Here is a 22,947-nt window from a genome sequence, read left to right on the forward strand (position 1 = left end):
CTGCGGACCCCGAGCGGCTCTCGCTGGCCCCGACCACCTCGTTCTTCCTGAATTGTGAACGGGCGAACGGGGTGCCGGAAGCGAAAAACGGATGCCGCGACCGGATCGGCCGCGGCATCCGCTTCGTGTTGCGCGGGTGCTACTCCGTGGCGGGAGCAGGCTCCGCGGCGGGAGCAGGCTCCGCGGCGGGGGACGCCGTGGAGGGCGTCGACGCACGCGCGGGGGACGGCGTCGGAGGCGTGGCGTCGGCGACACCGGCGCCGAAACCACGGCCGACCGCCTGGCCCTGGATGATGCCCGCGAGATCGAGGCCGGTGGCCGAGTGGACGCTGTCGAACACCGAGCGGAGGGCCTTGGCGTTGTCGGCGCCGACCACGTTCGATGCGCCGTCCTCGCCGGAGCTGCCGATGATCGACACGTTGCCGATCGCCGCGTAGCCCTTCGAGAACTCGGCCATGATCGAGGGCAGAACGTCGAGCACGCGCTGCGAGAGGAAGGCGTCCTGGTTCGAGGCGATGGCCTTGGCCTCGGCCTCGAGGGCGCCGGCACGCGCGTCACCCTCGGCGCGGATGGCATCGGCTTCGGCGCTGGCGCGCAGGCGGCGGGCTTCCGCTTCGGCTTCGGCCTGGGCACGGAGGGCGTTCGCCTCACCGCTCGCCTTCGCGATGGCGGCGGCTGCTTCACCCTCGGCGCGGGCCTGGTCAGCCTGCGCCTGCTGCTCGGCGATACGGGTGCGGGCTTCGGCCTGCTTGACCTGCTCGATCGCAGCGGCCTCGGCCGCGCGTTCGCGGGTGTAGAGCTCGGCTTGAGCGCGGGTCTCCGCCTCGTACCGCTGGGCGTCGGCAACGCGCTTGACGTCGGCGTCGAGCTGAGCCTGCTTGTTCTCGGCCTGCTGCTGCAGAACGGCCTGCTCCGCCTGAGCGCGTGCGAGGGCCTCTGCCTGCTCTGCTTCGGCACGTGCACGTCCGATGCCGGAGTCGGCGTTGGCGGTGTTGGTGTCGAGCGCGGTCTGCTCGATCAGGTTGGCTTCCTGGTTCGCGATGTTCTTCTGGTTGATCGCGCGGTCGGCGTTCGTCTGCGAGATCTCGGCGGCCTGACGCTTCGCCTGGATCTCGGGGGCACCCAGCGACTGGATGTAGCCGACCTTGTCGGTGATGCCCTTGATCTGGAACGAGTCCAGGATCAGACCCTGCTCGGCGAGTTCCTGCGAGACATCGGCGGCGATCTGATCGGAGAACTTCTTGCGCTCGCGCATGAGCTCGACGACCGACAGGGTCGCGACGATGCCACGGAGCGCACCTTCGAGCTGTTCGGTGGTGAACTGCTCGATGGCCTTGTCCTGCGATGCGAAACGCTCGGCAGCGCGGCGCACGTAGAGCGGGTCGGAGCCGATCTTCACGATCGCGACCCCGTCGACGTTCAGCGTCACACTGTCGAGCGACTGCGCCTCGGCGTTGAGGGAGACCTGACGGGAGCGCAGAGAGATGATCTCGTGGCGCTGCGTGATCGGGTTGACGAGCGATTTGCCGTTCACGATCACGGTGACGGGCGACTCCGCCAGTTCCGAACTGGTCGTGCCGTCTGCGGCGATGACTGCGCGTTGGATCTTCTGCTTGCGCCCCGAGATGACGAGGGCTTCGTCGGCTCGGGCGACCTTGATCCAGCTGCGTGCGAACAGCAACAGGATCAGCAGCAGGACGACGGCGATGACGACGCCGATGCCGACGATGACGAGGATGCCGACGATTCCGGCGATCTCCATGAATGACCTCCCTGGTTCCCCCCGAGGGGGCGGTCTGACGTGCCCGCCGATGCGCAGGCGTATGCAACCCACCCTGCCAGAAAAGGCGGAGGTCGTTCTCGGCGCCCACGGGCGCAGGTCAGCGGGAGCGGAGCTTCTCGGCGAGGTCGCGCAGAGTGCGCAGCTCATCGTCGTCGAGACGCGACATGCGCTCGGCGATCGAGCGTCCGTGCACGGTCGCGAGAGCCCGGAAGGCCCTGGCCCCTTCATCAGTGGCGCGGATCAGGGCGCCGCGCCCGTCGTCGGGATCCGAGCACTTCGCCACGAGGCCACGGGTGACCATCCGGTCGACCAGACGCGAGACGCTCGGCTGGCTGATCAGCATGTTCGAGGTGATGTCGCGCAGCCGTGCGGTCATGTCGGGGGAGCGGGTGACGGTCAGAAGCACGTCGTACTCCGCTTGTGCGAGGTGGTTTTCTTCAAAGTCGGCCAGCATCGCGGTGAACACCTCATGCTGTGCGCGGAACAGGCTCTCCCAGGCTTCGATGGCGAGCTTGCGGTCGGTCATCCTCACAGAATAGTGGGAACAGTAAAGGGCCGGTCGGAGAGGCTCCCGACCGGCCCTTGTCCCTTGCACCAAGAGTGTCCTGCAATCACATGCGGTGAGTGCCACAGCAAACATTCACCGTGTGATCACTGTATAACGGCGAGATAACGAATGCAACGGTTTGGTCACGGAATCTTCGTGCAGTCAGCACGGATGTCTGTCCGATCTCACGAAAAGTGTCGGAGTCTCACGAAGGCTGTCGGAGAGTCTCACGAAAGTGTCGGAGTCTCACTAGACGTGTCGGAAGAGCGGCGTGTCGACCAGCCTCGTTGGGTGCCGGACATAGTCTGCCCGTGAGCAGATCCCCAGTCGGGGCATCTTTGTCAGGGCTCAGGACATAGGCCAGTACCGCTCCCCAGGAGAGAGGCTGACTGCCGAATAGGAAGTATCCGTCGATGTCGATTGGATCCCTATGGACCTGACTCAGCAGTGGCCTGTTCCTCCCACCACTAAAGCCAACCGGACGCGAGCTCGCGTTGAGTACCGTCTCGATGGCGTGCAACTAGAGCTCGACGCCGTCGACTGCGACAGCGTGCCCTTCGAACGAGGCGATCCCGTTCGGAACTTTCCCAGTTGGCGGCTCAAGCGTCATTACGACGGCTACCACTGGATGGGTGCGCTTGGCGCGTCTGTCGGATTCGAGTCGCTGACGGAGCGGGGCTGCCTCATCGAATTGGACCGCACCCCGGGCGTGGTTGCGATCGCCAGCCAGCCCATGTGGATCCGATGGACCACACCCGACGGCCCGCGCGAGCACTGCCCGGACTACTTCGTGCGTCTGGACGACGGGCACGCCGTGCTGATGGACGTCAAGCCGGCGACTCAGATCAAGGACGACGTCAGAAGACAGTTCGACATGACAGCGGTGTTCGCCGCTGAGCGCGGCTGGCGGTATGTCGTCTATGACGCGGAATCGGTAGTCCGCGAGGCCAACCTCCGATTCCTGGGCCCGTTTCGAGACTGGGCGAGCAGCGAAGAACTGCCAATGCTCCCAGAAGATGGGCTGCCCCTGGCTGAGGTAGCTGCGCTGCTCGGCGTCGGATCCGAGGGCTTCGCACACTGCTACGCGCACCTCTGGTCAGGGGCGCTCGAGGCAGATCTCGATCAAGCCCTCAACATCAGAACGATCGTGTGGCAAAGGAGCGTGTAATGCGGGTTGTAGTTGGCGGGTCGCTCACGTGGCGTCAACGCAAGTTCTCGGTCTTGTTCATCGAGAAGGATTCGGCGATGCTCCGAGATGAGGACGGAAGTGAGGTCGAAGTCGCTCTCGACGAGCTTCGACATGATGCAACACCGGTGCCTAGCGACACTTCAGGTCTGCTGAACCTTCCTCTGCAGGTGCAGGACATCACGCCGGACATGGATGCGTGGCTGCAATCCTGCATACGTATCGAGGCGACCCGAGAAGAGATCGGGGTCGGGAAGGCTGTTGAAGCAGAGCGCGAGTGGCTGGAGGTGCGCCTAAGTAGAACTGTCTCCACGCGCGCCGTGGAGCGTCGGCTTAAAGCGTTCCGAGAGCAGGGGACGACCACTGCAGGCAAAGGCTCCCCACGCAAGAGCACATGGGATCCACGCCTCGTCGAGGCCATCAACCACGTACTCGGAGGAAAGAGCCGCGCCTCGACTGTGAGTCGAACTACAGCGATCGAACAAATCATGAGGCGCGTCGAACGTCTCCACGGCGATGCGGTGAAGCTGCCGAGCCGAGCGACGTTCTTCCGACTTCTCGAAGCAGACGAGCACGGGCAATTCACCTTCGGTTCGGCCAAGACTCGCGAGTCGCTTGCGCTTCAACCCGACGGCACATTCGGCACTCGCACCGCACTGCGTCCCGGCGAACTGGTCGAGATGGACTCCACGCGGATTGATGTCATGTTGCGGATCGATGACGAAACCGTCGGCCGGCCCGAACTGACGATTCTCCTTGACGTCGCAACGCGCTCGATTCTTGCCGCGATGCTCCGCCCCGAAGGGACGAAGAGCGTCGACCTGGTGGCTGTCCTTGCACGGGCCCTGGTGCCCTATGGCCGGCGTATGGAAGGGGTTCGCGAGACCCGACAGCTGATTTCGACGGCATGGGCTGACGATCAACTGATCGATCAGGAGCGATTTGAGCGATTGCGTATCGCGCAGCCGTATGTGTTTCCGGACACGATCACCACCGACCGCGGACGAAACTATTTGTCGCGGCATTTCCGCGCTGCGTGTGAAACCTTGAATATCTCGCTGATCACCTCGGCGCCGCACACACCAACGGACAAACCGCACGTAGAGCGAGCGTTCGGGGCAATCAACTCAATGCTGCTGCAGCATGTGAAGGGATATGTCGGCCGCAGCGTCGAACATCGCGGGCGCGACACAGACACGGAATCCGACGAACTACTGACGATCGCACAGGCCCAGGAGCTCCTAGAGGACTGGATCGCGGTCGAGTGGCAGAATCGTCCGCATGACGGACTGCGGGACCCGTTGCATCCGCGCATCAAGTTGTCGCCGAACGAGATGTGTCGCGCGTTCCGCGCTTACGTGCCCGAACTCCACGTACCGCTGACGCGAGACGACTACATCGCGCTGCTACCTGTGGACTACCGAGTTCTGAACCGCTACGGCGTGCGCATCGATAACCGCGTCTACAACTCCGAGCGGCTCAAAGGCCTGTGGAGGCGCAAGTCTCCTGACAAAGCGCGGAACGGCCGATGGCCGATCCGCGTAGACCCCTACAATCTGCACGTCGTCTGGCTCGAGCGGGACGGCGAGTTCATCCCTCTGAGATGGTCCAATCAGGTCCATGAACTCCCGATGCTGGGTGATGTCTGGCGGTACGCTCGCACGTCGCGCTCCGGTGGTGTCGCGGATCTCGATGCTGAACGTCGCGAGCTTGCGATGGCGATCAAGGCGTTCGCCGGTCAAGGGAATCCGGCCCCTCGAAGCAACGGTCAGAAGCGAAGCGGGCGAGAGCGCGCTCGATTGGCAGCGATCGCTGAAGATCCGATGAACTTCACCAGTGTGAAGGGCATCGAGGACGAGAAACGACCTGCTGACGATGACAATTCGTCCATCGAGACCACCTCTACTGAGGAATGGCCTAACACCGGTGGCTTCCCTTTCATCGGAGACAGGCTCGACGAGGTGCGGCGGAGGATCGACGAATGATCGAGATCGCGACCAAGGAAGGCTGGCGCGAGCACGTCGACACCGCGTATGAGCGCCCGGCGCCGGTCACATCCGAGGAGCTTCGGGCCATGAGCTTCGGGGACCGCGCGTTATACAACCAGGGACGAGCTCAATACTCGCAGGCAGGCGCCTTCGTGCGGACACCGCAGTTCGAAGCCTTCCAGCGAGCCGTGCGGGATCGCGTCATGCTCAACGCCTACCGACGAGTCGGGAAGCTAGGCCTGATCCTCTCGGGGGAGCCAGGCCAGGGCAAGACTACTTCGCTAGTCGAGATCGGTAGAGCACACGAACGCAGGCGGCGAGACACCGGCCACCCGGCTGCGGGGCCGGGCATGCTCCCAGTCGTGTATGTCGCGGTACCCGCCCAGTGCTCAGCCAAAGCTCTGATGCATGAGTTCGCCCGATTCCTTGGTCTCCCGGTTCTCAGCAGGATGACCTACGGGGACCTGCTGGAAGCGGTCTCGAACGCCCTGCGCAGATGCTCCACCGAACTTGTCTTGGTCGATGACGTGCATCACCTCGATCTGAAGTACCGGCAGAACGTCGAGGCATCAGACATGCTCAAGCAGCTTTCCGAGCGATGTGGAGGCACGTTCGTCTACGCCGGAATCGCAGTTGAGGGGACCGGACTTCTCGACGGCTCACGTGGTGGGCAGATCGGGAAGCGATTCGAAGTGCACGTGGCCTTACCATTTCCTTTGATCTCGACCGCGGAGAAGGCTCGCTGGGGTGATCTGCTTCTCGCCATGGAGAGCTCACTGTGTCTAGCAGAGCAACGGCCAGGATCGATTCTGTCCGCGGCGCCGACACTGCACGCGCTGACGGGCGGGGAGATCGGACTGCTCAAGGACCTCTTGCAGTTCGCTGCCCTGAGCGCGATGGACGACGGAACCGAGAAGCTCGATTCGGCCGCATTTGAACGCGATCTTGCCCGCCGTCAGACGGCCGCAACGCTCCACACAAGCAAGCCGCGACGATCGCGAACGCCTGTGAGTGCGGCATGACCTCGCGTCCCGGGCTTCCGACTTCCGTTCGCCTGTATCCGGGAGAAACGGCGGCGAGCTACTGGGCGCGGCTTTGCGCCGCAAATGCAATCGGCGAAAAGGACCTCTGGTTGGCGTTGCGACGCGAGGATCGAACCCTCCCAATTCGGGTGACACCGAGAAGCGCCCTCCGGAAGATCGAGGCGTTGGGTGGGCTTCCGGATGGTGCATTGCTCCGCGAAGCCGGCGGTCGCGCCTGTGGACATGGTGGCGCCACGCGTCAAGTCGAATGCCCGAGTTGTCGCATGATTCCGGCAGCTGTGGCTCTCTGCAGACGGTGCGCCCGAGGCGATCAGGTCACAGTCGCGCGTATGCACGGTCCGGTCTGCGTGCGACACCGGAGGTGGCACGGAAGCGGCCGAGATATTCCCCTGCCGGGGAGGCACAAGCACCTGCTCGCGCAACGCCTGCTGAATGGAACTCTCACTCTTCGAGGTGTGCCGTATCGGTCACCCGAAGTTGATGCGGCCGCGGAGTTGCTGCGACTGCGAAATCTCGAAGGTGGGTGCGCAGCTGAACTTCTGGATGACGAGATTCTTCAATTTCCGCGGCGAATCGCGCTCACTGCGCGGCTCACTGACGCTCGTCTCGCGAACGTTCTGATGTCGCAGGGTCTCGGTGGGTACGCACTGGCAATGCTGTTCGATCGCGTAGTCGCCGCGCACTCTCTAGGGCATCGCGCCGTGGACGGCATCTTCGACAGCCTGAGAATTCAGGGACGGGAACTCTGGATCGGCAGGTCCGCGGTCGCGACGCAAGGCGGCTGCGTGCTTACGCCCGCTGCCAGGCGCATGCTTCCGAGGGTCAAGGCGATCAGGGCGCATGTGCTGAACCATCGTGTGGAACTGAGGTCGAGGTAGGCATGCGAACTCTTCCCTGTCGTGTGATTCCGCTGCCCGGGGAGACGCCTGCCGGTTTCCTGGCTAGGTTGGCCGTCGCCAACTCGCTCGATCTCAGCGCGCTCACCCACTATTTGGAGCGGACGGTTGGTGCCAACAGGTCGAGCTCGACCAACGCTCGATTCACATCTGCGACTGAGGCAATCGGTGCGCTGCCTCCCGGGTACTTCGCCAAGGAGCGCGCACGCTTCCGTCTGTATCGGCGCTGCCACCACGTTCGGTGGATGCTTCGACGCTGCGCCACGTGCGAAGTTGTTGATCGCGCTCGCTCCGCGTGCTTGGTATGCAGCGACGGAAACCCGACTGAGGTGTTCAGTAGGGGAGGTGGGTTTTGCATTCGCCACCGTCGATGGCACTTCCTCGGTGAAGATGAACTCCTGTCCACCCCGTCGGCGTGCCATCGCGCCGAACAGTCGATTTCAGGAGTCCTTTGGAGACGTGGAGTGACGATGCACACGGGCGAATACGACCTTGCCCTGCGCTTGATCATCGACAGCTGGCAAGAGCGACCTGACGCGCGCTGGCTCCGAGCCTCGTGCTCGTATGCGCCGGCAGTTGACCTGCTCGTGACGCTAACGCACCCTGACGTCACGCTCAGCTTGTTTGCACTCGCCGAGAGCGACTCCCAGCAGGTCGAAGGGCTTATCGGGCTCGTCGTAGGCATTGGAGGTGGAAGCCGGACGGCGGAACTGGAATCGACCGCAGCCACGGTCGTAGCGGTTCACCGCGCCGCGATGTACACCGCGATCCGAATGCCGAAGTCGAGCGGGGCGACGGTATCGAAAACGCCATTTGAGAAGGGGGTCGCGGAAGCGTCCTACCGTGAGAAAGCGGTTCTCCTGCGCCACATCACGCGCTCCGGCAGAAGAGCGGACATCCTGGAGCGTTCTGTGCGTGCGGCACCTGCATCTCGGGTCGTATCCCGGCGCATCGTTCCCGGCTGGGCCGACGATGCACCGTGGGTCACGCAGGGGCCTGAACAGCGCTCAGCGACTTCGAAGATCGGGAGCGTTCCCCGGGACCAGATCGGTCAAGGTGATGCCGAGCACCTGGGTGAGAGCCAGGAGAGTTCGCAACGTCGGGTTAGCCGGGTGGCCGGGGCGTGATTCGCCCTTCTCGTACTTCTGATACGTGTACCGGGTCAGCCCGGCGCGGTAGGCCACGTCTTCCTGGCTCAGATTGGCTTTGTGGCGAGCAGTGCGAAGGGAAGTGGCGAAGCGCTGCGCGAACGCATCCCAATCTGCTTCCAAGTCGTCGTTCCGCTGGCGCACCTTCCAAGCGTCTAGATCCGAGCTCTCATGCTTGGCCTAATCGGTATGGCATAATTTGGGAGGCCATACGAAACAATCATCATCTTCGTCGGATTGCTCCGCTACTCCCTGCACGTGTGCTGCCCATCCCGGTGACTGGCGGTCGCGCCGCGGGATCGGCCCGTGCATGCGACCGCGAAATGTGATGGTGTGCGTCATGTGTGAGGCGTTCCCGATCTGGTGGCAGGACATCACGAGTCCGCCGCCTACAGAATGGGTGTACATGTTCGAAGAGTTCACCGGCGATGACACCGCGGAGGAATGGGCGCTGGCTGCCGCCATCTTCATCGCGCAGACTCGACGCCGCACGGGCCTCGGTCCGACGTTCGCCGAACTCTTCACCCACCTGCTGCCCGACACCGGTGGATTGCCGGGTCCTTTCCCAGAACTCGAGTTCATGGAGCGCCGACGGGCGGTCACGGGATTTCGAGGTCACGCCGCTATCGAGTGGCGTCGTCGAGGAATGATTAGCTTCGACAGGGCCGTGATGCGCACTCTGCGCGTAGGGCGCGCGTTCCGTGAGCATTCTCGACGGCGGCAACAGTCCCGAGCGTCCCTAGTTGCCCGTAACGGTTCGAAGCATTCCACACTGGTCCTGCTTGCGGAACCGCTGGAGGTGGCTGACGAAACGAACGAAGGTACGTAGGCTCCCATCGAGCCGATGTACCCGTGAGCCACCACTAGCCCGTTCGAGTCGTCTAGAGCGGAGAACGTCGATCAGGAGGGGACGATATGACTGAGAACGCTCCGCCGGGGCTTCGGCGGATCATTGCTCGCATCGAACCTGGCTGGCCTGAGCTCATCGATGTGAGCTCCGGCTGGTACCCGCTTCTCGACCGGCTTGACAGAAAGCTCGCGGCGATCGCTCCGGGCTACGTCGTTCAGCAGATCAAATCAAAGTTTGGCTCTCTCAGCTTTTACGCTCGTGCATCCGACGACGTCTACGACTACAACGAAGTGTTCAGCGACGCCATCCTTGCTGCTGAGTGGGAGAGCACGAGGACCTGCGAAGAATGCGGGGCACCGGCGAGGACCTACACGATCCGAATGTGGGTGTGGGCACTCTGCGCGTCTCACGCTCGTGCCAAGGCCGGGGAAGCATCCGAATGAGGGCCGCCCTGCCTGGCGGACGTTCAGACTACGAGCTGCTCGTCTAGGAACTGATCAATTTGCCCAACATCGGCAAGGGTGAGGCCCACGAACTTGTCGGGGCGGACGACCAGCGATGGGACCTCCGTCATCGCGGTTAGCCGTTGCTCAGCGTCCTCGGGAGCTCGATCGTCTGCCCACACGACCGCATCTGGGCCCGTCTGCCGGATGTGCGAGATGAGGCTCATCGTCCGCCATCCACTCTTTGGCCAGTTTTGCCAGGGCACGTAAGGGCCATTGAGCTTGCCGCGTAACGGCTCGCGGATCAACCAGCCGACCTGATCGCGCGGCCAAGTCGTCAACCACGCGAACTGCACGTCGGCTCGCAGTGCGAGATCGTCAAGCGCGTCCACGAGGTCATCGTCGACCGTCATCCAGGAGCGCCAGCCTTGTGCGTTCTGGTGCAGCGTGCGCTCTTCCTCGCGGTGGATCCTGGAGATCGTGCCATCGACGTCGAGCACAAGCAGTGCGGAGCGCTGATGCGAGCGTCTATCCATGATCAGGCATCTCCCCGTAAGTGCTCGGGGGTTTGGACGTGCAGCCGCCTTGACGTGTCCGACGAAGGCTCCGAGATCGTCATAGCGCGAGCTTACGACCCCCTTGAGTTTGAGGTGGAAGTGGCTAAGCGTGAGTGGTCAGCGACGCCGGGTGCCGAGTGATGCGCCGGAGTGTCTCCTTCGGGTGGGAGAAGCCGCGTGCGTTGAGAGCCTCGTGCGCTTGGTCGGTGGGGTACATGCCGGATGTAGGGGTGGCTCGTCAATTTATGAAGTGCTCGAGCGTAGCTCGGCTGCCGAGGTACGTGCTGAAGATTGGACGGAACTCGGCTAGTTCGTGACGTACTGCAACCACGCGCGGTACTTTGAGCGTACAGCGATCCATCCCAGCGCTCTGGCACGAGCCACAGGTTGGACACGACGAGGCTTGCAAGGGGGCGGCGATGAGAACAGTCGATGATCAGATCCGTAGCGCCGATCGTGCCATCTGTGACAGCATCGCTGCGCTGAAAGGCGATCGTGCACTTATGTCGCTCGTGGTTTTGTCACACCTTCGAAATCTCGTAGAGGGAGCAGCGGTTCGCCTTCACACGGGCCGTGCTGATGCTGACTACGACTACGACGCGATTCAGGCGGCGCTGGTCGCCATCGGGTCAGCGCCGAAGCGCGTTCAGTTCCTGCACCGTTTCCACAAATTGCTACAGGAGAGCGTGTCGCACTACACGATGGATGGTGACACCTCCGAGCGGCTGATGCTCAAGTACTACGAGTACCTCATCAGGCTACGCCTGCTGCTGCGGGCAGCTTGCAAGATTGAGACGCTCAATAATCTGGAGGATTTTCCGGTCAACCTCGATCCTTCACTTCGCGAGTACCACCGCAAGATCGCCGCCCGGATCGATGCCGTCCGCGCCAATCCGACACCAGGAGGTGTTCGGAACCGGTACTACGTCCATCGAATCCGGCCGATCTTCACGAAGGGGCGGATTCTCTACGAGGTAGTCTTCCGCGCGACGACTGATCACTTGCAGAAGGTCGACCGAATCATTGCCTTCACGGACATCGAGATGACGGACAAGTACGCGGCGAACCTTACCGTGGTTTCCGAAGCCATCGACGTGCTCGGCCAGACGATGCCGATCACCATCATCACGGACTGGGAGGTCTCGATTCGTCCGTGCGAGTTCGACAACTTCGCTCGGTTGTTCGGAGTGGCGTCGAAGGTATCGTCAGGGTCCAGTGAGTACCGCGTGCTTATGGAGTATTTGACTCGAACGGAGACTGGACTCCTCGATGTCGTCGCGCTTCCTGACACTAGGTTTGCGGGGCTACGAGAGGATGCCACGCGGCGCGTCCAGAAGGCGGCGATCTTTCCCGTGCTTGAGAGGGCCCGCGATCTGATTTCCCGCCATCGCCCCGGGCACAACATGATCCGCTACCTCATGCTCAGGATGAATAACCTGATCCTCAAGCAGCAGTACAGCTCTCAAACCTCTAGCCTGCTTTCGAATCTCAACCTGGATCGCGGATGCAAGCCATTCGATTCAATGCCCTTCTGCACCTCGCCGAAAAAGCACAACGTCACGTTCTCCGACCTGGTCGAAAGTCTGGACACTCGTGACCGCGTCCACGAGCTGCTTGCTCGTCGTGTAAAGAACAACGTCGAGCAGCACGGCATGCTCTACACACCCGATGAGGAGCTTGAGCGCTTCGGCGACATTGACGCTTTGATCGCGACCTTCAACAGCAAGCTCTGGCACGGGCACCGCCCGGCGCGGGACCTCGTCCACGACAAGAAGCACGTCTTCGTCCAGGAGTACGAAGACGACTCGGTCGAGATCATCGAAGAACTTCAGGCCCACGCCAAATCTGGGATCGGCGGATATACCGAGGCGGTCGAGCGATGGCTTGAGGAGACGCCGACGGTGAACGTGGATGATCCGGTGAAAGAGGCAGCGCTCAAAGCACTGTTCGCGAGTTCCCAGGTCGCCTTGATCTACGGTGCAGCCGGCACGGGAAAGTCGACGATGATCGACCACATCGCTCACTTTTTCAACGACAAGAGGAAGTTGTTCCTGGCGCACACCAATCCGGCGAAGAACAACCTTGAGCGGCGCGTCAGTGCCCAGAACTCCACGTTTCGAACGATCGCGAGCCACCTCTGGAACGACACCGGCACCGAATTTGACGTGCTGTTCATTGACGAGTGCAGCATCGTCAGCAACGACGATCTCCTCCAGGTGCTACGGCGGACGTCGTTCGAACTACTTGTTCTTGTCGGGGACAGTTACCAGATCGAATCAATAAAATTCGGCAACTGGTTCACGTTGGCTCCGGCGTTCCTGCCGGACTCCTCGGTGTTCGAGCTCACCAGCCCCTACCGCACGAAGAGCGCCCAGCTACTGAAGTTCTGGGATGCCGTGCGCGGCATCGAGCCGAACATCGAAGAGTTGCTGGCTCACTACGGCTACTCAGCCGTGCTCGACGAGACCCTCTTCGCACCGCGCAATGACCAAGAGATCATCCTGTGCCTCAACTACGACGGCCTATACGGCATCAACAACATCAACCGGTTCCTCCAGAGCGGCAATCCTGGCGAAGCGACCGTTTGGGGCGTCTCAACGTACAAGATCGGCGACCCCGTCTTATTCGGGGACACCTCGCGATTCAGAGGAGTCATCTACAACAACCTCAAAGGAACGATTGTTGGAATCGAAACCTTCCCCGGTCAGATCCAGTTTGACATCGAGTTAGATCGGATACTCACGGCATTTGATGTCGCGCGAGTCTCCGGATTGCAGTGGCTCGGCGGCTCGACGGTCCGTTTCTCCGTTTCGGAGCAGGGGAGTACCGACGAGGAGGACGAGTCCAATAGCAAGACGGTTCCGTTCCAAGTCGCCTACGCGGTTTCCATCCACAAGGCGCAAGGTCTCGAGTACGATTCCGTGAAGGTTGTGATCACCGACGCCAACGAGGACCGCTTCTCACACAGCATCTTCTACACGGCGGTTACCCGAGCTCGAGAGCGCCTCACGATCTTTTGGACGCCAGAGACCCAACACGCTGTGTTGAGCCGGCTCGAACGACCGCACCAAGGACGGGACCTCGGTCTACTCCGTGGACGCCGCGGGCTCAAGTCGATTGGGTCGAAGAAGCGTCCCTAGTCTCCGGTCGGTGTCGCCACCGGCTGCTGAGCGGGGTCTGGTCAGGCCCAGCGGCAAGATCGGCACCACGACCCGCGTCGCCGAAGTGGGGAACAGTCCGAAATGGCCGACTTCATCTCCACTCGTCTCCGTGCATGTGTGCGGCGCGCGCGGCGGTTGGGGTTCGCGTGCAGTTTCGTGACGGTCAGTCGAGTTGGTCGGAGACGGGGCGGCGGCCGGCGCCGCGTTCGTAGATGACAGACACCCCGTGCGGGACGCGCCAGCTCTCGAGGGGGAGAGAGGCGATGAGGACTTCGAGGAGTGCGGCGGTGTGTGGGTCGTCGATCAGTTGCGCGGTCGAATTGTCGGTGACGGTGTCGTTGTGCACGAGGGTCACGCCGACCTCGCCGCTGCCGAACGGTGGTGCGTGGTAGAAGTTCAAAGCATCGAGGAGGGGTCTGAGGGCCACGACCGCGTCGCCGGGTTCTGGCAGCGACGAGATGTGGTCTTCGAGGACGGTGCCGAGGCAGTCGAAGGTCTCGGAGGTTCTCGACAAGATCGGTTCTGTGGCGTCCCGGAGCGCTGCCTGACTGATCCCTGCGTCGAGCTTGGTCATCGCGAGGAGGAACCGGGCGGTGTGACTTGCTCGTGGAGTCCCGGATAGGGCCTGGATGAGTGTGTTGCGAATGAGGCTTCGTGTGGTGGAATCGGCGCTGGCTGCTGCGGTGAGGCCGTCCGCGAACGCCTGCATGTTGCGTGGTGCCGGGCCGGTCAATGCTCGGAGGGCGACTTGGACGAGTCGGCGCAGCCATTTAGGTGTCTGGGTGGCGAGGCCATCGTCGAGGAGGGCAGCGGCGAGTTCGGGGCCGATCGGGCTCAACCAGCCGGGCCACGTCTCGCCGATGTCGACGTTCTCCACGATGTGGACGATCATTTCTCGTTGTTCGTCGGTGCCGTTGGAGAATACGTATCCGGCCATGAACACCCAGGTTGCGCGCCAGTGCGGGCTGGGGGCGAGGGCGATGAGCCGCGTGCGAAGGTTGGCGTCGTTGGTTTTCACGAGTGACCGAGCAGCCATGAGTTCTTGAAGGCTGCGGACTTCGAAGGCGAACCCGTCGTCTTCGGCGGGCACGAGGAGGACGAGCCGTTCGGTTGCGGCTTGCATGATCCGGTCCCCGATCTGGGTTCGGAGGCGGTCTGTGTCGTGTTCGAGTTCGGTGAGTCGGGCGTCGAGAAGCTCGCGCATCTGCCCGCGGGGCATCACCGATTTTTCGCCTCCGGAAGTTTCCGCCTTGATGTGGAGGACCCGGCCGACCGTTTCGTGCAGATAGATGATGGCGTGATTCTGTGACGCGAGGAGGGGTGCCAGGGTGGTGGGTTTTCCTGCTTCGCGCGTGTACATCGTGTCGAAGTACTGGGAGTAGAGCTGGTAGCGGTCCGAGGGCAGTGTTCCGACTCGCTCCAGGATGATCGTCATGATCAGTACCTGGAGCGGAGTCTTCATGAGGCGTTGCATCGTGCTCAGTGAGAACTGACGTTCCAGGGACGCGAGGAGTGGGTCTCGGCGGTCCGGATCGTCGGCGAGGCGCCGTTGAGTGACCATGCGCCCGTAGCGTTCTGCTGTTTCCCGATCGAGGGAGGTGAGGTTAAGTTGACGGAATCGTTCGGGCATGAATCGTTCCGCGTCGCTGGAGGGGCGGGTGGTGACGATGCAGAGGAGGTCGGCGTTGCTGTTCTCGAGGTCTTCCACAAAGTAGGTGATCGCGTCGAGCACTCGTGGGCGGACCTCGAGCGCGGTCACTTCATCGAGCCCGTCGAGGATGATGATCGACGGCCAGGAGGTGAGCCACCGTTTGAGGACGTTCGGTTTGATGTCGATGTCGGCCCGGCGCGAGATCGTGTCGGCGAGGAATCGGAGCAGCATGAGGTCGCCGCTCGGCCCGATGGCCGCAGCGAAATCCGTGAGCCTGATGAGCACGGGCCATCGCCGCCCGGTAGGACCATCCGTCCCGAGGCCGCGGAATGCTGCCTCGGTTGCTTCGCGGACGTGCCGAGCGGTGGGTGGCAGAGACTCTTCTGCCGCAAATTGTGAGCGAAATGCCTGCGTGACGAATTTCGTGATGGTGCTCTTGCCGCTTCCTGCTCGTCCGGTTATGACGACGTGGGGGCGCTCCACCCGATCGGCCATCATGGGTTTCAGCACAGCGCTTGACCGGGTGAAGATCTCGGAGAGGACCGTAGACTCCGTTGCGTCTTCGTCGGTAGTTTTCAGGTCGATGACGATCTGCTCGACGGACTCGCGGTCGCTGCCGCCAGCTTCTTGAAAATGGACCCAGCGTTCGGCGGACAGCGCCGCTCCCGCGTGGGTGTGTAAGAAGGGATGCAGCTCGTCGGGCCTCAAGGTGTCGGAAATCTGAGTGAGGCGTTCGAGCAGGTCACCCACGGTGAGGAGAGCCCTGAACCCGTTGCGCACGGATCCGTGCGCGGTGAGAAGAGAGTTGACTTTGTCTCGGTGCCACACCCGGATCTGTCGAAGGCCGCGCTTTCGCAGGGTGACTCTCGGGTCGCCGGACGCGGGGTTGTCCAACCATTTGGCAAGGTGCGCGGTGAGGCGGTCGATGCCGGCGCCCGGCGCACTCGAGATGCGGGCGTTCGTGACGAAAAGGAGGTGGTCCGGGACTGAAGCCCGGGTGCTGGACATGTCCAGCCATTTCTCGAGTTCCGCGTCGATCTGCTTGAGAAGCCAAGAGAGGTTGTTAGCGGGATCGACGGAGTGATGCTCGCGCTGTTTCGCTTGGATCACCGTGTACCCATCCCACACGTTCGGATCGTCAGGCTCGGTGCCCCACCGAATGAGCCCACGAAAGGTGGCCTCGCGCCCCCCGTCCGGCCCCGCCCCGAAGGCTTCAAGCCCTGGACCGAACACCTCCTCACACACGGCGATCGTCATTTGTTCGAAAGCGCGCGGACTGAGTTCCTCGAGCGGGTAGTCCTGGGCCATGGGGGCTCCATTCGTGGTCTTTCGAGGCGAGACGATTCAATACGTGACAGATCCAGTCGGTCGCATCAATGTACCGAACAGGGCCACTGTTTCACGGCAGGGTGCTCGCCGAGGCTGCTCGAGCAGGAGCGTTGAAGATTGTGCGAAGCGCCCTCCCTTACGAGTGACCCGTGCCGAACATGTCCGGAGAAGCGCAGAGCGTCGGCCTCGGTAAGATCACGTGACCGCCAGGAGGCCACGTGATCTGTCTAGCCGCCCTCGCCTGCGTCGCGCCGGCCCCTAATCCTCTTGCCGACCTGGTGCAGGTGGGGATCCTGGTCGTCGCGGCTGTGGCACTCTTCTGGGCTGTCCGGGAGTGGGTATGGGGCGGCAGCATCCTGAAGGTGCAGCTCGAGCTCGGCCGAACCGATGGCCTCCGGATGGTACGTGCCTCTCCGGCAGATATGGAGAACCCCGATGCCATCGACTGGCGGATGCCATACAGACTGGACGGTCCCGCACTCGATGTCGCTGTCATCACAGTGATCAACAAGGGCCGAACCCCGGTGACGGTACTCAGCCCGGCGCTGCTCTTCAGCTCGAAGGGTGCGGAGGACTTGCGAGTGTCGGGTCAGCTGGTAGGCGGCAGCTGGGGAGAGGACGAAAGCCGGATCCGGCTCGAGGTCCATGACTCCTGCGTCTTTACCCTGATGCTGCAGCCGATGGCCGTCATCGCGCGCAGCGACATGACCTTCCAGAAGCCTCAAGGAGCGGGGGGAAATATCTGGGCTCGCGCAGCCGTGACGTCGGGGAAAGGTGGCGTCAAACTATCGCCGAGCTCCGTCCGGTCGAGAGCGAAGTGGTACTCGCTGAACCGCCTGGATGCTCGATGGAAGGTGAGCACTCCGTTGCGCGGGAAACCCCTCACTCCCACCGAAGAGCTGATGGCGCAGTTCCTAGCCCCCGGCGGAGATGTCTACGATCAATCGGTGCTGCTCGGCAGCGTGCTCGGTGCCGCGGAAGCAGGAGAATCCGTGAACGAGCTCGCCGCGCGGGTCGAAGACCGATACGGGATCATGAATGCCGGCAAGATCGCGATGCGCGCGATGGTCCTCGCTGGGAAGCTCTAGGGGCTTCGCGGCCTTCGAGAGTGCAGGCTGACCGCTACGCCAATGGCTGCGCACGGGCACCTCGCCCCGGGCGCTTCTGATTGGGGAGGGTAGTGCGGGGTGCAGCTGTGTACGTGAGCGTGAGGATCTCGCCAGCTGCAGGGGTCTTCACGGCGAGTGGTCGATAGGTGCGTTCCCACTCGGCGGGCACCGCGAACTCCGCAGGCGGCTCCAGGTGAGACAGGCGCGTTTCGCGTCGATCGCCATCTGCAGCCCGCCACTATGGCGTAGTTGGTGAAGCCCGCGTGCAGGAAAGTTCTGGTGAGGATCGCGCCTGCCTTGCTGGCCGAGACGGAACTGATGGGCTGCCGGTGCTCTGTCCGTGCTCGGCGCGTCGACTGCGTTGTGCCGAACTCGTCGGTGCTACGGGAACGACTTTTCATCGATTCCGGTGAGATCCCACGGCGACGCGAGCACTGGCTCGGTTTCAGAGCGGACTAACCGTGTGGGGGCCCACGCTACAAGGTGCTCGCCTTGCGGCGGACTCATGATGTAGTCGCGCGGGTGCCCGGGGCTGTCGGTCGCCGTGGTGGGATGCACCTCGAGCTGCTGATGCCAGAGGTGCGTCGCGGGCGTTGGGATCTGTTGCCCGGCGAACGCGATCGATCCCTCCTTGATGGTGATGACCTGCGGTGGATTTCCCGATGGTGAGGTGACGGTCGCGCTCTTTAGGCGGGCATGGACGACTTTGCCTTCCCAGATCAGACGTGTCTGCCGCAGTCTGACGCGTTCCAGGTTAGTGAAGCGTCCGTTGCAGACTCCGATCTCATTTCCCGTGATCCTCTCGATCTCGATCACATCACTGAGCGCCTCCTCGATAACGCGCATCTGGAGTTCCTCTTCGGCGCTGAGGTACTCCATCGAGATGGTGATGTTTCCGCCGGGGACGTCGAACACCGCGCGATCTGCTGAGTGCAGGCGCCGTGCGAGCTGTGTGGAGCGAAGCTTTTGCGCGTTTGTGAGTTCGAGGTACTTTTCCTCAGCGAGGGTGCATGCGACTGCCCGATCGTTCTCGAATGTGAACGCGAAGGTGAGGATGAGGCACCCATCGACGAAAATGTCCCATTCGACGCCGCCTTCTTCAGGGCGACGGTGCATGACTGCGGCTTCGAGGTTCGTATGCTCGTCGCCAGTCTGAAGGGTGAGGGACACCTGATTGGCGGGGTCCTGCAGGAACAGGTCAGAGACGGTGAAGCGCGACCATTCGGTCGGCAGGTCGCTGCCTTCCGCTAGATCAGGGACCGCGGTGCCGGTGTCGGCGTAAAACACGCGCACATCGATCGGTGACTCCGACTCGTGAACGCTTACCGCGGACGTCCATGCATCATCAGGCAACATGATCAGCGATCGTTCTTGCAGGTCGCGAACAAGGTCCAATGTGTCGAGTGTGAGCATTGCGATGCGCGAGAACACGCGAACCGCCGCGGTGTAGCGCTCCTTGAGATCATGCTCGAGCGCCGCCACCTTCGCTCCGCGGGGGTCCGCGTGGACGAGATCTGCGTAGAGCCAGCCTGCCGCAAGTTGCGTATCCGAGACGATGCTGGTCGGCGCATGATCGGGTCCGACCGCCTGAACGGTGTATCCCTGGTCTTGTGTTCCCTGGATTTCCGTAGACCCCCAGGCTGCTCGTAGGGCCGTGATTCGCTGCCTATCGGAAGCTGATGCCGCCCCGGCAGTCAATGCGGTGATCGCGTCGAGGACCCGGTTGTAAAAGATCGGCTCCGACTCGACCGTGAGCGGGCGCAGGCGAGCGACGAGAGACTCGAAGGTCTCCTCATCGGGCAGGTCCTCTACGACGGTAAAGCGGCCCGCGAGATCGATGTTGCCGCGGATCATGGTGTTGGCGAACGCCTGGAGGCGGTCCCTCGACTGCGAGAGTGAGTGCGCGGCAACCCGTCGCGCACGCAGAACAAAGCGTTCCACGATCTTTGCGGGCTCGATCGTCGGTGCCACCTTCTTCTGGCCGCGACGATCGTTCTGAGCCGCCATCAGTCCACACGCCTTGTGAATCCCGTGATCGGGTCGAACGGCCAATCGACGGCGAAGACGCGATTGAAGCTGATCACCATTGCCGATTCCGTTAGTTCATCCGAGGCTGCCATCAAGATGATCTCGCCAGGGCTCGGTTCGTGTGCGGAACGCGCGACCTTGATGGACCTCGCTACGTCGCCGAGCTCAGCCTTCTGGTCACGGGGCACGTCTCGGGCAACGAGGAGCTCAGCTCTCAACGCATCAGCGCGGGGCGTCCGCGGGATCGCGTGCAGCGCAACGCATCCGGCCAAATATGCAGTCTTGACCGCTGCGATGTGCGAACGGGTTGCGTCGACAATCTCGTAGCTCATCTCGAACTCCTGTTCTCCCAAGATCTGAGAGACCGCCGGGTCGTGTTTGCCGTGTTGGAAGAGAACAAACCCGCCGGATGCGTTCTCGCGTAGTAGGTACTCGCCAACGCTGCGGCGGCCGGGAACGGTCTTGCCCGAGAGTCGTACCTTCCCGATCGCGTTCTCATACCAATTGCGCAGGTGCGGCTCGTACTTGCTGCCGAACTCGTTGTTGCAATTTTCACAGGTCATCGTGATCACGCTCCCGCCAACTGAGTGGGGCGGCACATGCTCTCGGCTTCGCGGCTCCGGCGCGAAGCAGATCGGGCAAACACCAAAGTCGACAAAATCGAACGCGACAGGGAGCGCCTGAAAATACCGCTCTGTTCCCAATGGCCGCGGCATACGCACCTCGAGCGTCGACCCATCCTCCAGACGAAGAACGGCCTGGCTGAGCTCAGGGATGCCGCGACCATTCGCACGCCCATTGACGCTTTCAATCACACCGCGTACACGAGGCTGGCCAGACGAATCGCTCACGGGTCAGACTGTACTCGTCGTCCTCGACGTTGCGGGAATGTCCGCTAGCTCTCTAAATCGAGGAAGTAGCGCGACTGCGTCGCCTCTATCGGTGAATTCGCTCAGGCTTCATGACGGACCGCGCTTGTGAGCCGGATGTAAATTCCGGGGCATGCAGAGTCGTTTCTCTCTGGGGTGAACGGAAAGAGTCGTAGCCTGCGCGGGACTTCGTCCCCAACGTTCCGGCCGAGCTACGCCCATTGGTTCGCCTTCGAAACGGGCCGTGTCGGTGTCCGCCGCTAGCATGCACTTGCGGCGGACTGTCGCCGTGGGCTGGGGGAAAGATGCATCGACGAGAGACAGAACCGTCAGAGGCGGGTCGTGACTTGCTTCTCAACCAGGTGAGAGAGCTATATGGGCGCATCGCGTACACGCAGAAGACCCATGAGAAGCAAGCTGACATCTGCGCGATGTCCTCGCGGAGGCAAAGAGTCTGGAAGTTCGTTCTCACGGCGGTCGGATCGGGGACGTTCCTAGCGTCACTCTTCGGGCTGCTGCTGGACCCGCAGTGGGCATCGCTAGCTACCTCCTTCATCGCCGTGCTAGTCACGGCGGCAAGCCTGGGTGACCGGACATTCCGATACGGCGAGGAGATGCAGCAGCACCGCGACACCGCGGCTTTGCTATGGAACTTGCGGGAGTCGTATCTGTCGCTGATTGTGGACCTGAAGTCCGAGTCTCTGCCGCTCGACCAGGCGCGGCAGAAACGAGACGAGCTGCAGAAGGCGGCTCAGGCCGTGCTGAAGGACGCCCCGCGAACGACACCGCAGGCGTATGCCATGGCTCAATCCGGCCTGAAGGACAAGGAAGATCTCACTCTCAGCACGCAGGAGATCGATTTGATGCTGCCGGAGGCGCTTCGAGAGGATTGGGAGCACTGATGTCGCAAACCGGTGACATCTTCGATGGTCTCCTCACCAATCTCAGGGTCAACACTGCTGAGAGCATCGCCGACCGGCGGGACGAAGTAACGAAAGCTCTGAACAGCGAGTTCCGCAGCTTGACCGGCTCCACGGCGAACAAGCTGATGGTCGGTTCCTACGGTCGTTGGACAGCGATCAAAGGTATATCGGACCTTGACCTCCTGTACATATTGCCGTCCAGTCTGCGCGCCTCATACGAGGAGGAAGGCGGGCCGCTCAAAGCGCTGCGGCGCGCCCGCGCTGCGATCCAGAAGCGGTATCCGACGACGACTGTCGGGGTCGACAGGCTGGTCGTCGTAGTGGAGTTCTCGAACTTCACTTTCGAGGTGCAGCCCGTGTTCGAAAACGAGGACGGGTCCTTCGACTACCCGGACACTTACAGCGACTCGTGGAAGATGACGAAGCCTCGCGATGAGATCTCCGCAATCAGCGAGGAAGACTCAGCTACTAGTGGCAATCTGCGACGCTTGTGCAAGCTCGCTCGAGCATGGCGCAACAAGCAAGGAGTCGTGATGGGCGGGCTGCTCGTAGACACCCTTGCGTACAATTTCCTAACGTCTACGACGGAACATCGCTCTGGCACGTCCGAATCCTACGGCGAGATGATGCGCGACTTCCTTCTGTACCTCGCGGACCAGGTGGACCACGATTTCTATCTGGCGCTTGGAAGCCGTCAGCGCGTTCGAGTCAAGAAGCGCTTCCAGAAGAAGGCTGCGTCCGGCGCTGAGCTTTGCACCGAGGCGGTCGACGCTGCTGGTCAGAAGAACGAGTACAAGAAGTGGAGAGCAGTATTCGGAAAGTCCGTCCCAGCAGTAGTGGCTGGAGGGGAGAATGCGCTTGCAGCCAGATCGTTCAACGACACGGAGGAGTTCATCGAGGACACCCATCCCGTGGACATCCGTTTTTCGGTCGAGATCAGCTGTACCGTGACCCAGGACGGATTCCGTCCTACCTCGCTGAACTCATTTCTCAACCTGTTCTCGCTACTGCCCGCAAAGAAACAACTTACGTTCGCGATCGACAACATCGACGTGCCGGGATCATATGAGGTGCGTTGGAAGGTACTGAACCGAGGAGCCGAAGCTGAGCGGCGGGATCACGTACGCGGTGAGATCATCCGTCCGACCCACGGCACCGAGCGCCGCGAAGTGACCTCCTTCCGAGGGAATCATTACGTGGAGTGCTACGTCATCCAGCGCAACGTCGTCGTGGCTCGCGGGCATATCGACATCCCGATCGCAGCAGAGTCTTCCTAGACCGCGCCCCTGGTGCAGTGGGTGCCCATGCCCGCGGCCCTGCGGCGATCCACCCTGCCACAGGTGACTGGCTCCAACGCCTCTCGAGCAAGTCAGCTTGGTCGATCATTCTCGTCGTCGGAATTTTGATAAGCGTCATGAGGCAAGTCGCTCCATGTG

18 protein-coding genes are annotated in these 22,947 nt (G+C 62.2%); 11 read left to right on the plus strand and 7 right to left on the minus strand.

All coding sequences use genetic code 11. The features are described 5' to 3' along the window. Positions 1–139 precede the first annotated feature (139 nt). Both FGL91_RS07965 and FGL91_RS07970 read right to left on the minus strand, forming a co-directional pair. Positions 140–1,762 (minus strand): SPFH domain-containing protein, encoded by a 1,623-nt coding sequence (locus tag FGL91_RS07965; protein WP_153243563.1) that lies wholly within the window; start codon positions 1,760–1,762, stop codon positions 140–142. A gap of 118 nt (positions 1,763–1,880) precedes the next feature. Further along, complete coding sequence (locus tag FGL91_RS07970) at positions 1,881–2,309, minus strand: MarR family winged helix-turn-helix transcriptional regulator (RefSeq protein ID WP_131494527.1); 429 nt, start codon at positions 2,307–2,309, stop codon at positions 1,881–1,883. Between the two features lie 451 nt (positions 2,310–2,760). Between FGL91_RS07970 and FGL91_RS07975 the strand changes: the two genes are divergently transcribed. The 5 genes from FGL91_RS07975 to FGL91_RS19330 all read left to right on the plus strand — a co-directional run bounded on the left by FGL91_RS07975 (position 2,761) and on the right by FGL91_RS19330 (position 8,570). Continuing rightward, positions 2,761–3,498 carry a TnsA-like heteromeric transposase endonuclease subunit gene (locus tag FGL91_RS07975; RefSeq protein ID WP_082066568.1) on the plus strand — a complete coding sequence of 246 codons (738 nt, stop codon included), beginning with the start codon at positions 2,761–2,763 and terminating at the stop codon, positions 3,496–3,498. Between the two features lie 77 nt (positions 3,499–3,575). Further along, a complete protein-coding gene (locus FGL91_RS07980) occupies positions 3,576–5,501 on the plus strand; it encodes a Mu transposase C-terminal domain-containing protein (protein ID WP_227991973.1) in 1,926 nt (641 codons plus the stop codon). Further along, a complete protein-coding gene (locus FGL91_RS07985; RefSeq protein WP_045264203.1) occupies positions 5,498–6,526 on the plus strand; it encodes an ATP-binding protein in 1,029 nt (342 codons plus the stop codon). The genes FGL91_RS07980 and FGL91_RS07985 overlap by 4 nt, the downstream gene beginning before the upstream one ends. Then, positions 6,523–7,425 (plus strand): TniQ family protein, encoded by a 903-nt coding sequence (locus FGL91_RS19390; protein WP_153243565.1) that lies wholly within the window; start codon positions 6,523–6,525, stop codon positions 7,423–7,425. The genes FGL91_RS07985 and FGL91_RS19390 overlap by 4 nt, the downstream gene beginning before the upstream one ends. Positions 7,426–7,907: 482 nt before the next feature. Continuing rightward, positions 7,908–8,570, plus strand: coding sequence for a hypothetical protein (locus tag FGL91_RS19330; RefSeq protein ID WP_045264201.1), 663 nt, complete (start codon positions 7,908–7,910; stop codon positions 8,568–8,570). On the opposite strand, the gene FGL91_RS19335 is transcribed toward FGL91_RS19330, so the two are convergent. Continuing rightward, a complete protein-coding gene (locus FGL91_RS19335; protein ID WP_197073245.1) occupies positions 8,451–8,735 on the minus strand; it encodes a helix-turn-helix domain-containing protein in 285 nt (94 codons plus the stop codon). The genes FGL91_RS19330 and FGL91_RS19335 overlap by 120 nt on opposite strands. Before the next feature lie 262 nt (positions 8,736–8,997). On the opposite strand from FGL91_RS19335, the gene FGL91_RS08000 reads away from it, so the two are divergent. Then, positions 8,998–9,420 carry a hypothetical protein gene (locus tag FGL91_RS08000; protein WP_153243566.1) on the plus strand — a complete coding sequence of 141 codons (423 nt, stop codon included), beginning with the start codon at positions 8,998–9,000 and terminating at the stop codon, positions 9,418–9,420. Positions 9,421–9,506: 86 nt separating this feature from the next. Further along, positions 9,507–9,884, plus strand: coding sequence for a hypothetical protein (locus FGL91_RS08005; protein WP_045264199.1), 378 nt, complete (start codon positions 9,507–9,509; stop codon positions 9,882–9,884). A gap of 23 nt (positions 9,885–9,907) precedes the next feature. Here the strand turns inward: FGL91_RS08005 and FGL91_RS08010 are convergent, their stop codons facing one another. Further along, the gene (locus FGL91_RS08010; RefSeq protein ID WP_045264198.1) at positions 9,908–10,384 is read right to left on the minus strand and encodes an HAD domain-containing protein; all 477 of its coding nucleotides are present in this window, start codon (positions 10,382–10,384) and stop codon (positions 9,908–9,910) included. Positions 10,385–10,860: 476 nt separating this feature from the next. Between FGL91_RS08010 and FGL91_RS08015 the strand changes: the two genes are divergently transcribed. Next, positions 10,861–13,581 carry an ATP-dependent DNA helicase gene (locus tag FGL91_RS08015; protein ID WP_062635597.1) on the plus strand — a complete coding sequence of 907 codons (2,721 nt, stop codon included), beginning with the start codon at positions 10,861–10,863 and terminating at the stop codon, positions 13,579–13,581. A gap of 184 nt (positions 13,582–13,765) precedes the next feature. On the opposite strand, the gene FGL91_RS08020 is transcribed toward FGL91_RS08015, so the two are convergent. After that, entirely contained in the window at positions 13,766–16,561 is a 2,796-nt protein-coding gene (locus FGL91_RS08020) for an NACHT domain-containing protein (protein ID WP_046746359.1), read from the minus strand. A 239-nt stretch (positions 16,562–16,800) separates the two neighbouring features. On the opposite strand from FGL91_RS08020, the gene FGL91_RS08025 reads away from it, so the two are divergent. Further along, the gene (locus FGL91_RS08025) at positions 16,801–17,670 is read left to right on the plus strand and encodes a hypothetical protein (RefSeq protein ID WP_153243567.1); all 870 of its coding nucleotides are present in this window, start codon (positions 16,801–16,803) and stop codon (positions 17,668–17,670) included. A 402-nt stretch (positions 17,671–18,072) separates the two neighbouring features. Here the strand turns inward: FGL91_RS08025 and FGL91_RS08030 are convergent, their stop codons facing one another. Both FGL91_RS08030 and FGL91_RS08035 read right to left on the minus strand, forming a co-directional pair. Continuing rightward, complete coding sequence (locus FGL91_RS08030; RefSeq protein WP_153243568.1) at positions 18,073–19,698, minus strand: hypothetical protein; 1,626 nt, start codon at positions 19,696–19,698, stop codon at positions 18,073–18,075. After that, positions 19,698–20,570: an HNH endonuclease gene (locus FGL91_RS08035; RefSeq protein WP_153243569.1), complete on the minus strand. Its 873-nt coding sequence runs from the start codon at positions 20,568–20,570 to the stop codon at positions 19,698–19,700. Before FGL91_RS08035 ends, FGL91_RS08030 begins: the two co-directional genes overlap by 1 nt. 365 nt (positions 20,571–20,935) lie before the next feature. Between FGL91_RS08035 and FGL91_RS08040 the strand changes: the two genes are divergently transcribed. Together FGL91_RS08040 and FGL91_RS08045 are read left to right on the plus strand one after the other, a co-directional pair. Then, on the plus strand, positions 20,936–21,490 hold the full coding sequence (locus FGL91_RS08040; RefSeq protein WP_197073244.1) for an SLATT domain-containing protein: 555 nt from the start codon (positions 20,936–20,938) through the stop codon (positions 21,488–21,490). After that, a complete protein-coding gene (locus FGL91_RS08045; RefSeq protein WP_045264191.1) occupies positions 21,490–22,788 on the plus strand; it encodes a nucleotide-binding domain-containing protein in 1,299 nt (432 codons plus the stop codon). Before FGL91_RS08040 ends, FGL91_RS08045 begins: the two co-directional genes overlap by 1 nt. The last annotated feature ends 159 nt before the right edge of the window (positions 22,789–22,947 follow it).

The sequence above is a fragment of the Microbacterium sp. CBA3102 genome (assembly GCF_007954505.1).
GTDB lineage: Bacteria > Actinomycetota > Actinomycetes > Actinomycetales > Microbacteriaceae > Microbacterium > Microbacterium aurugineum.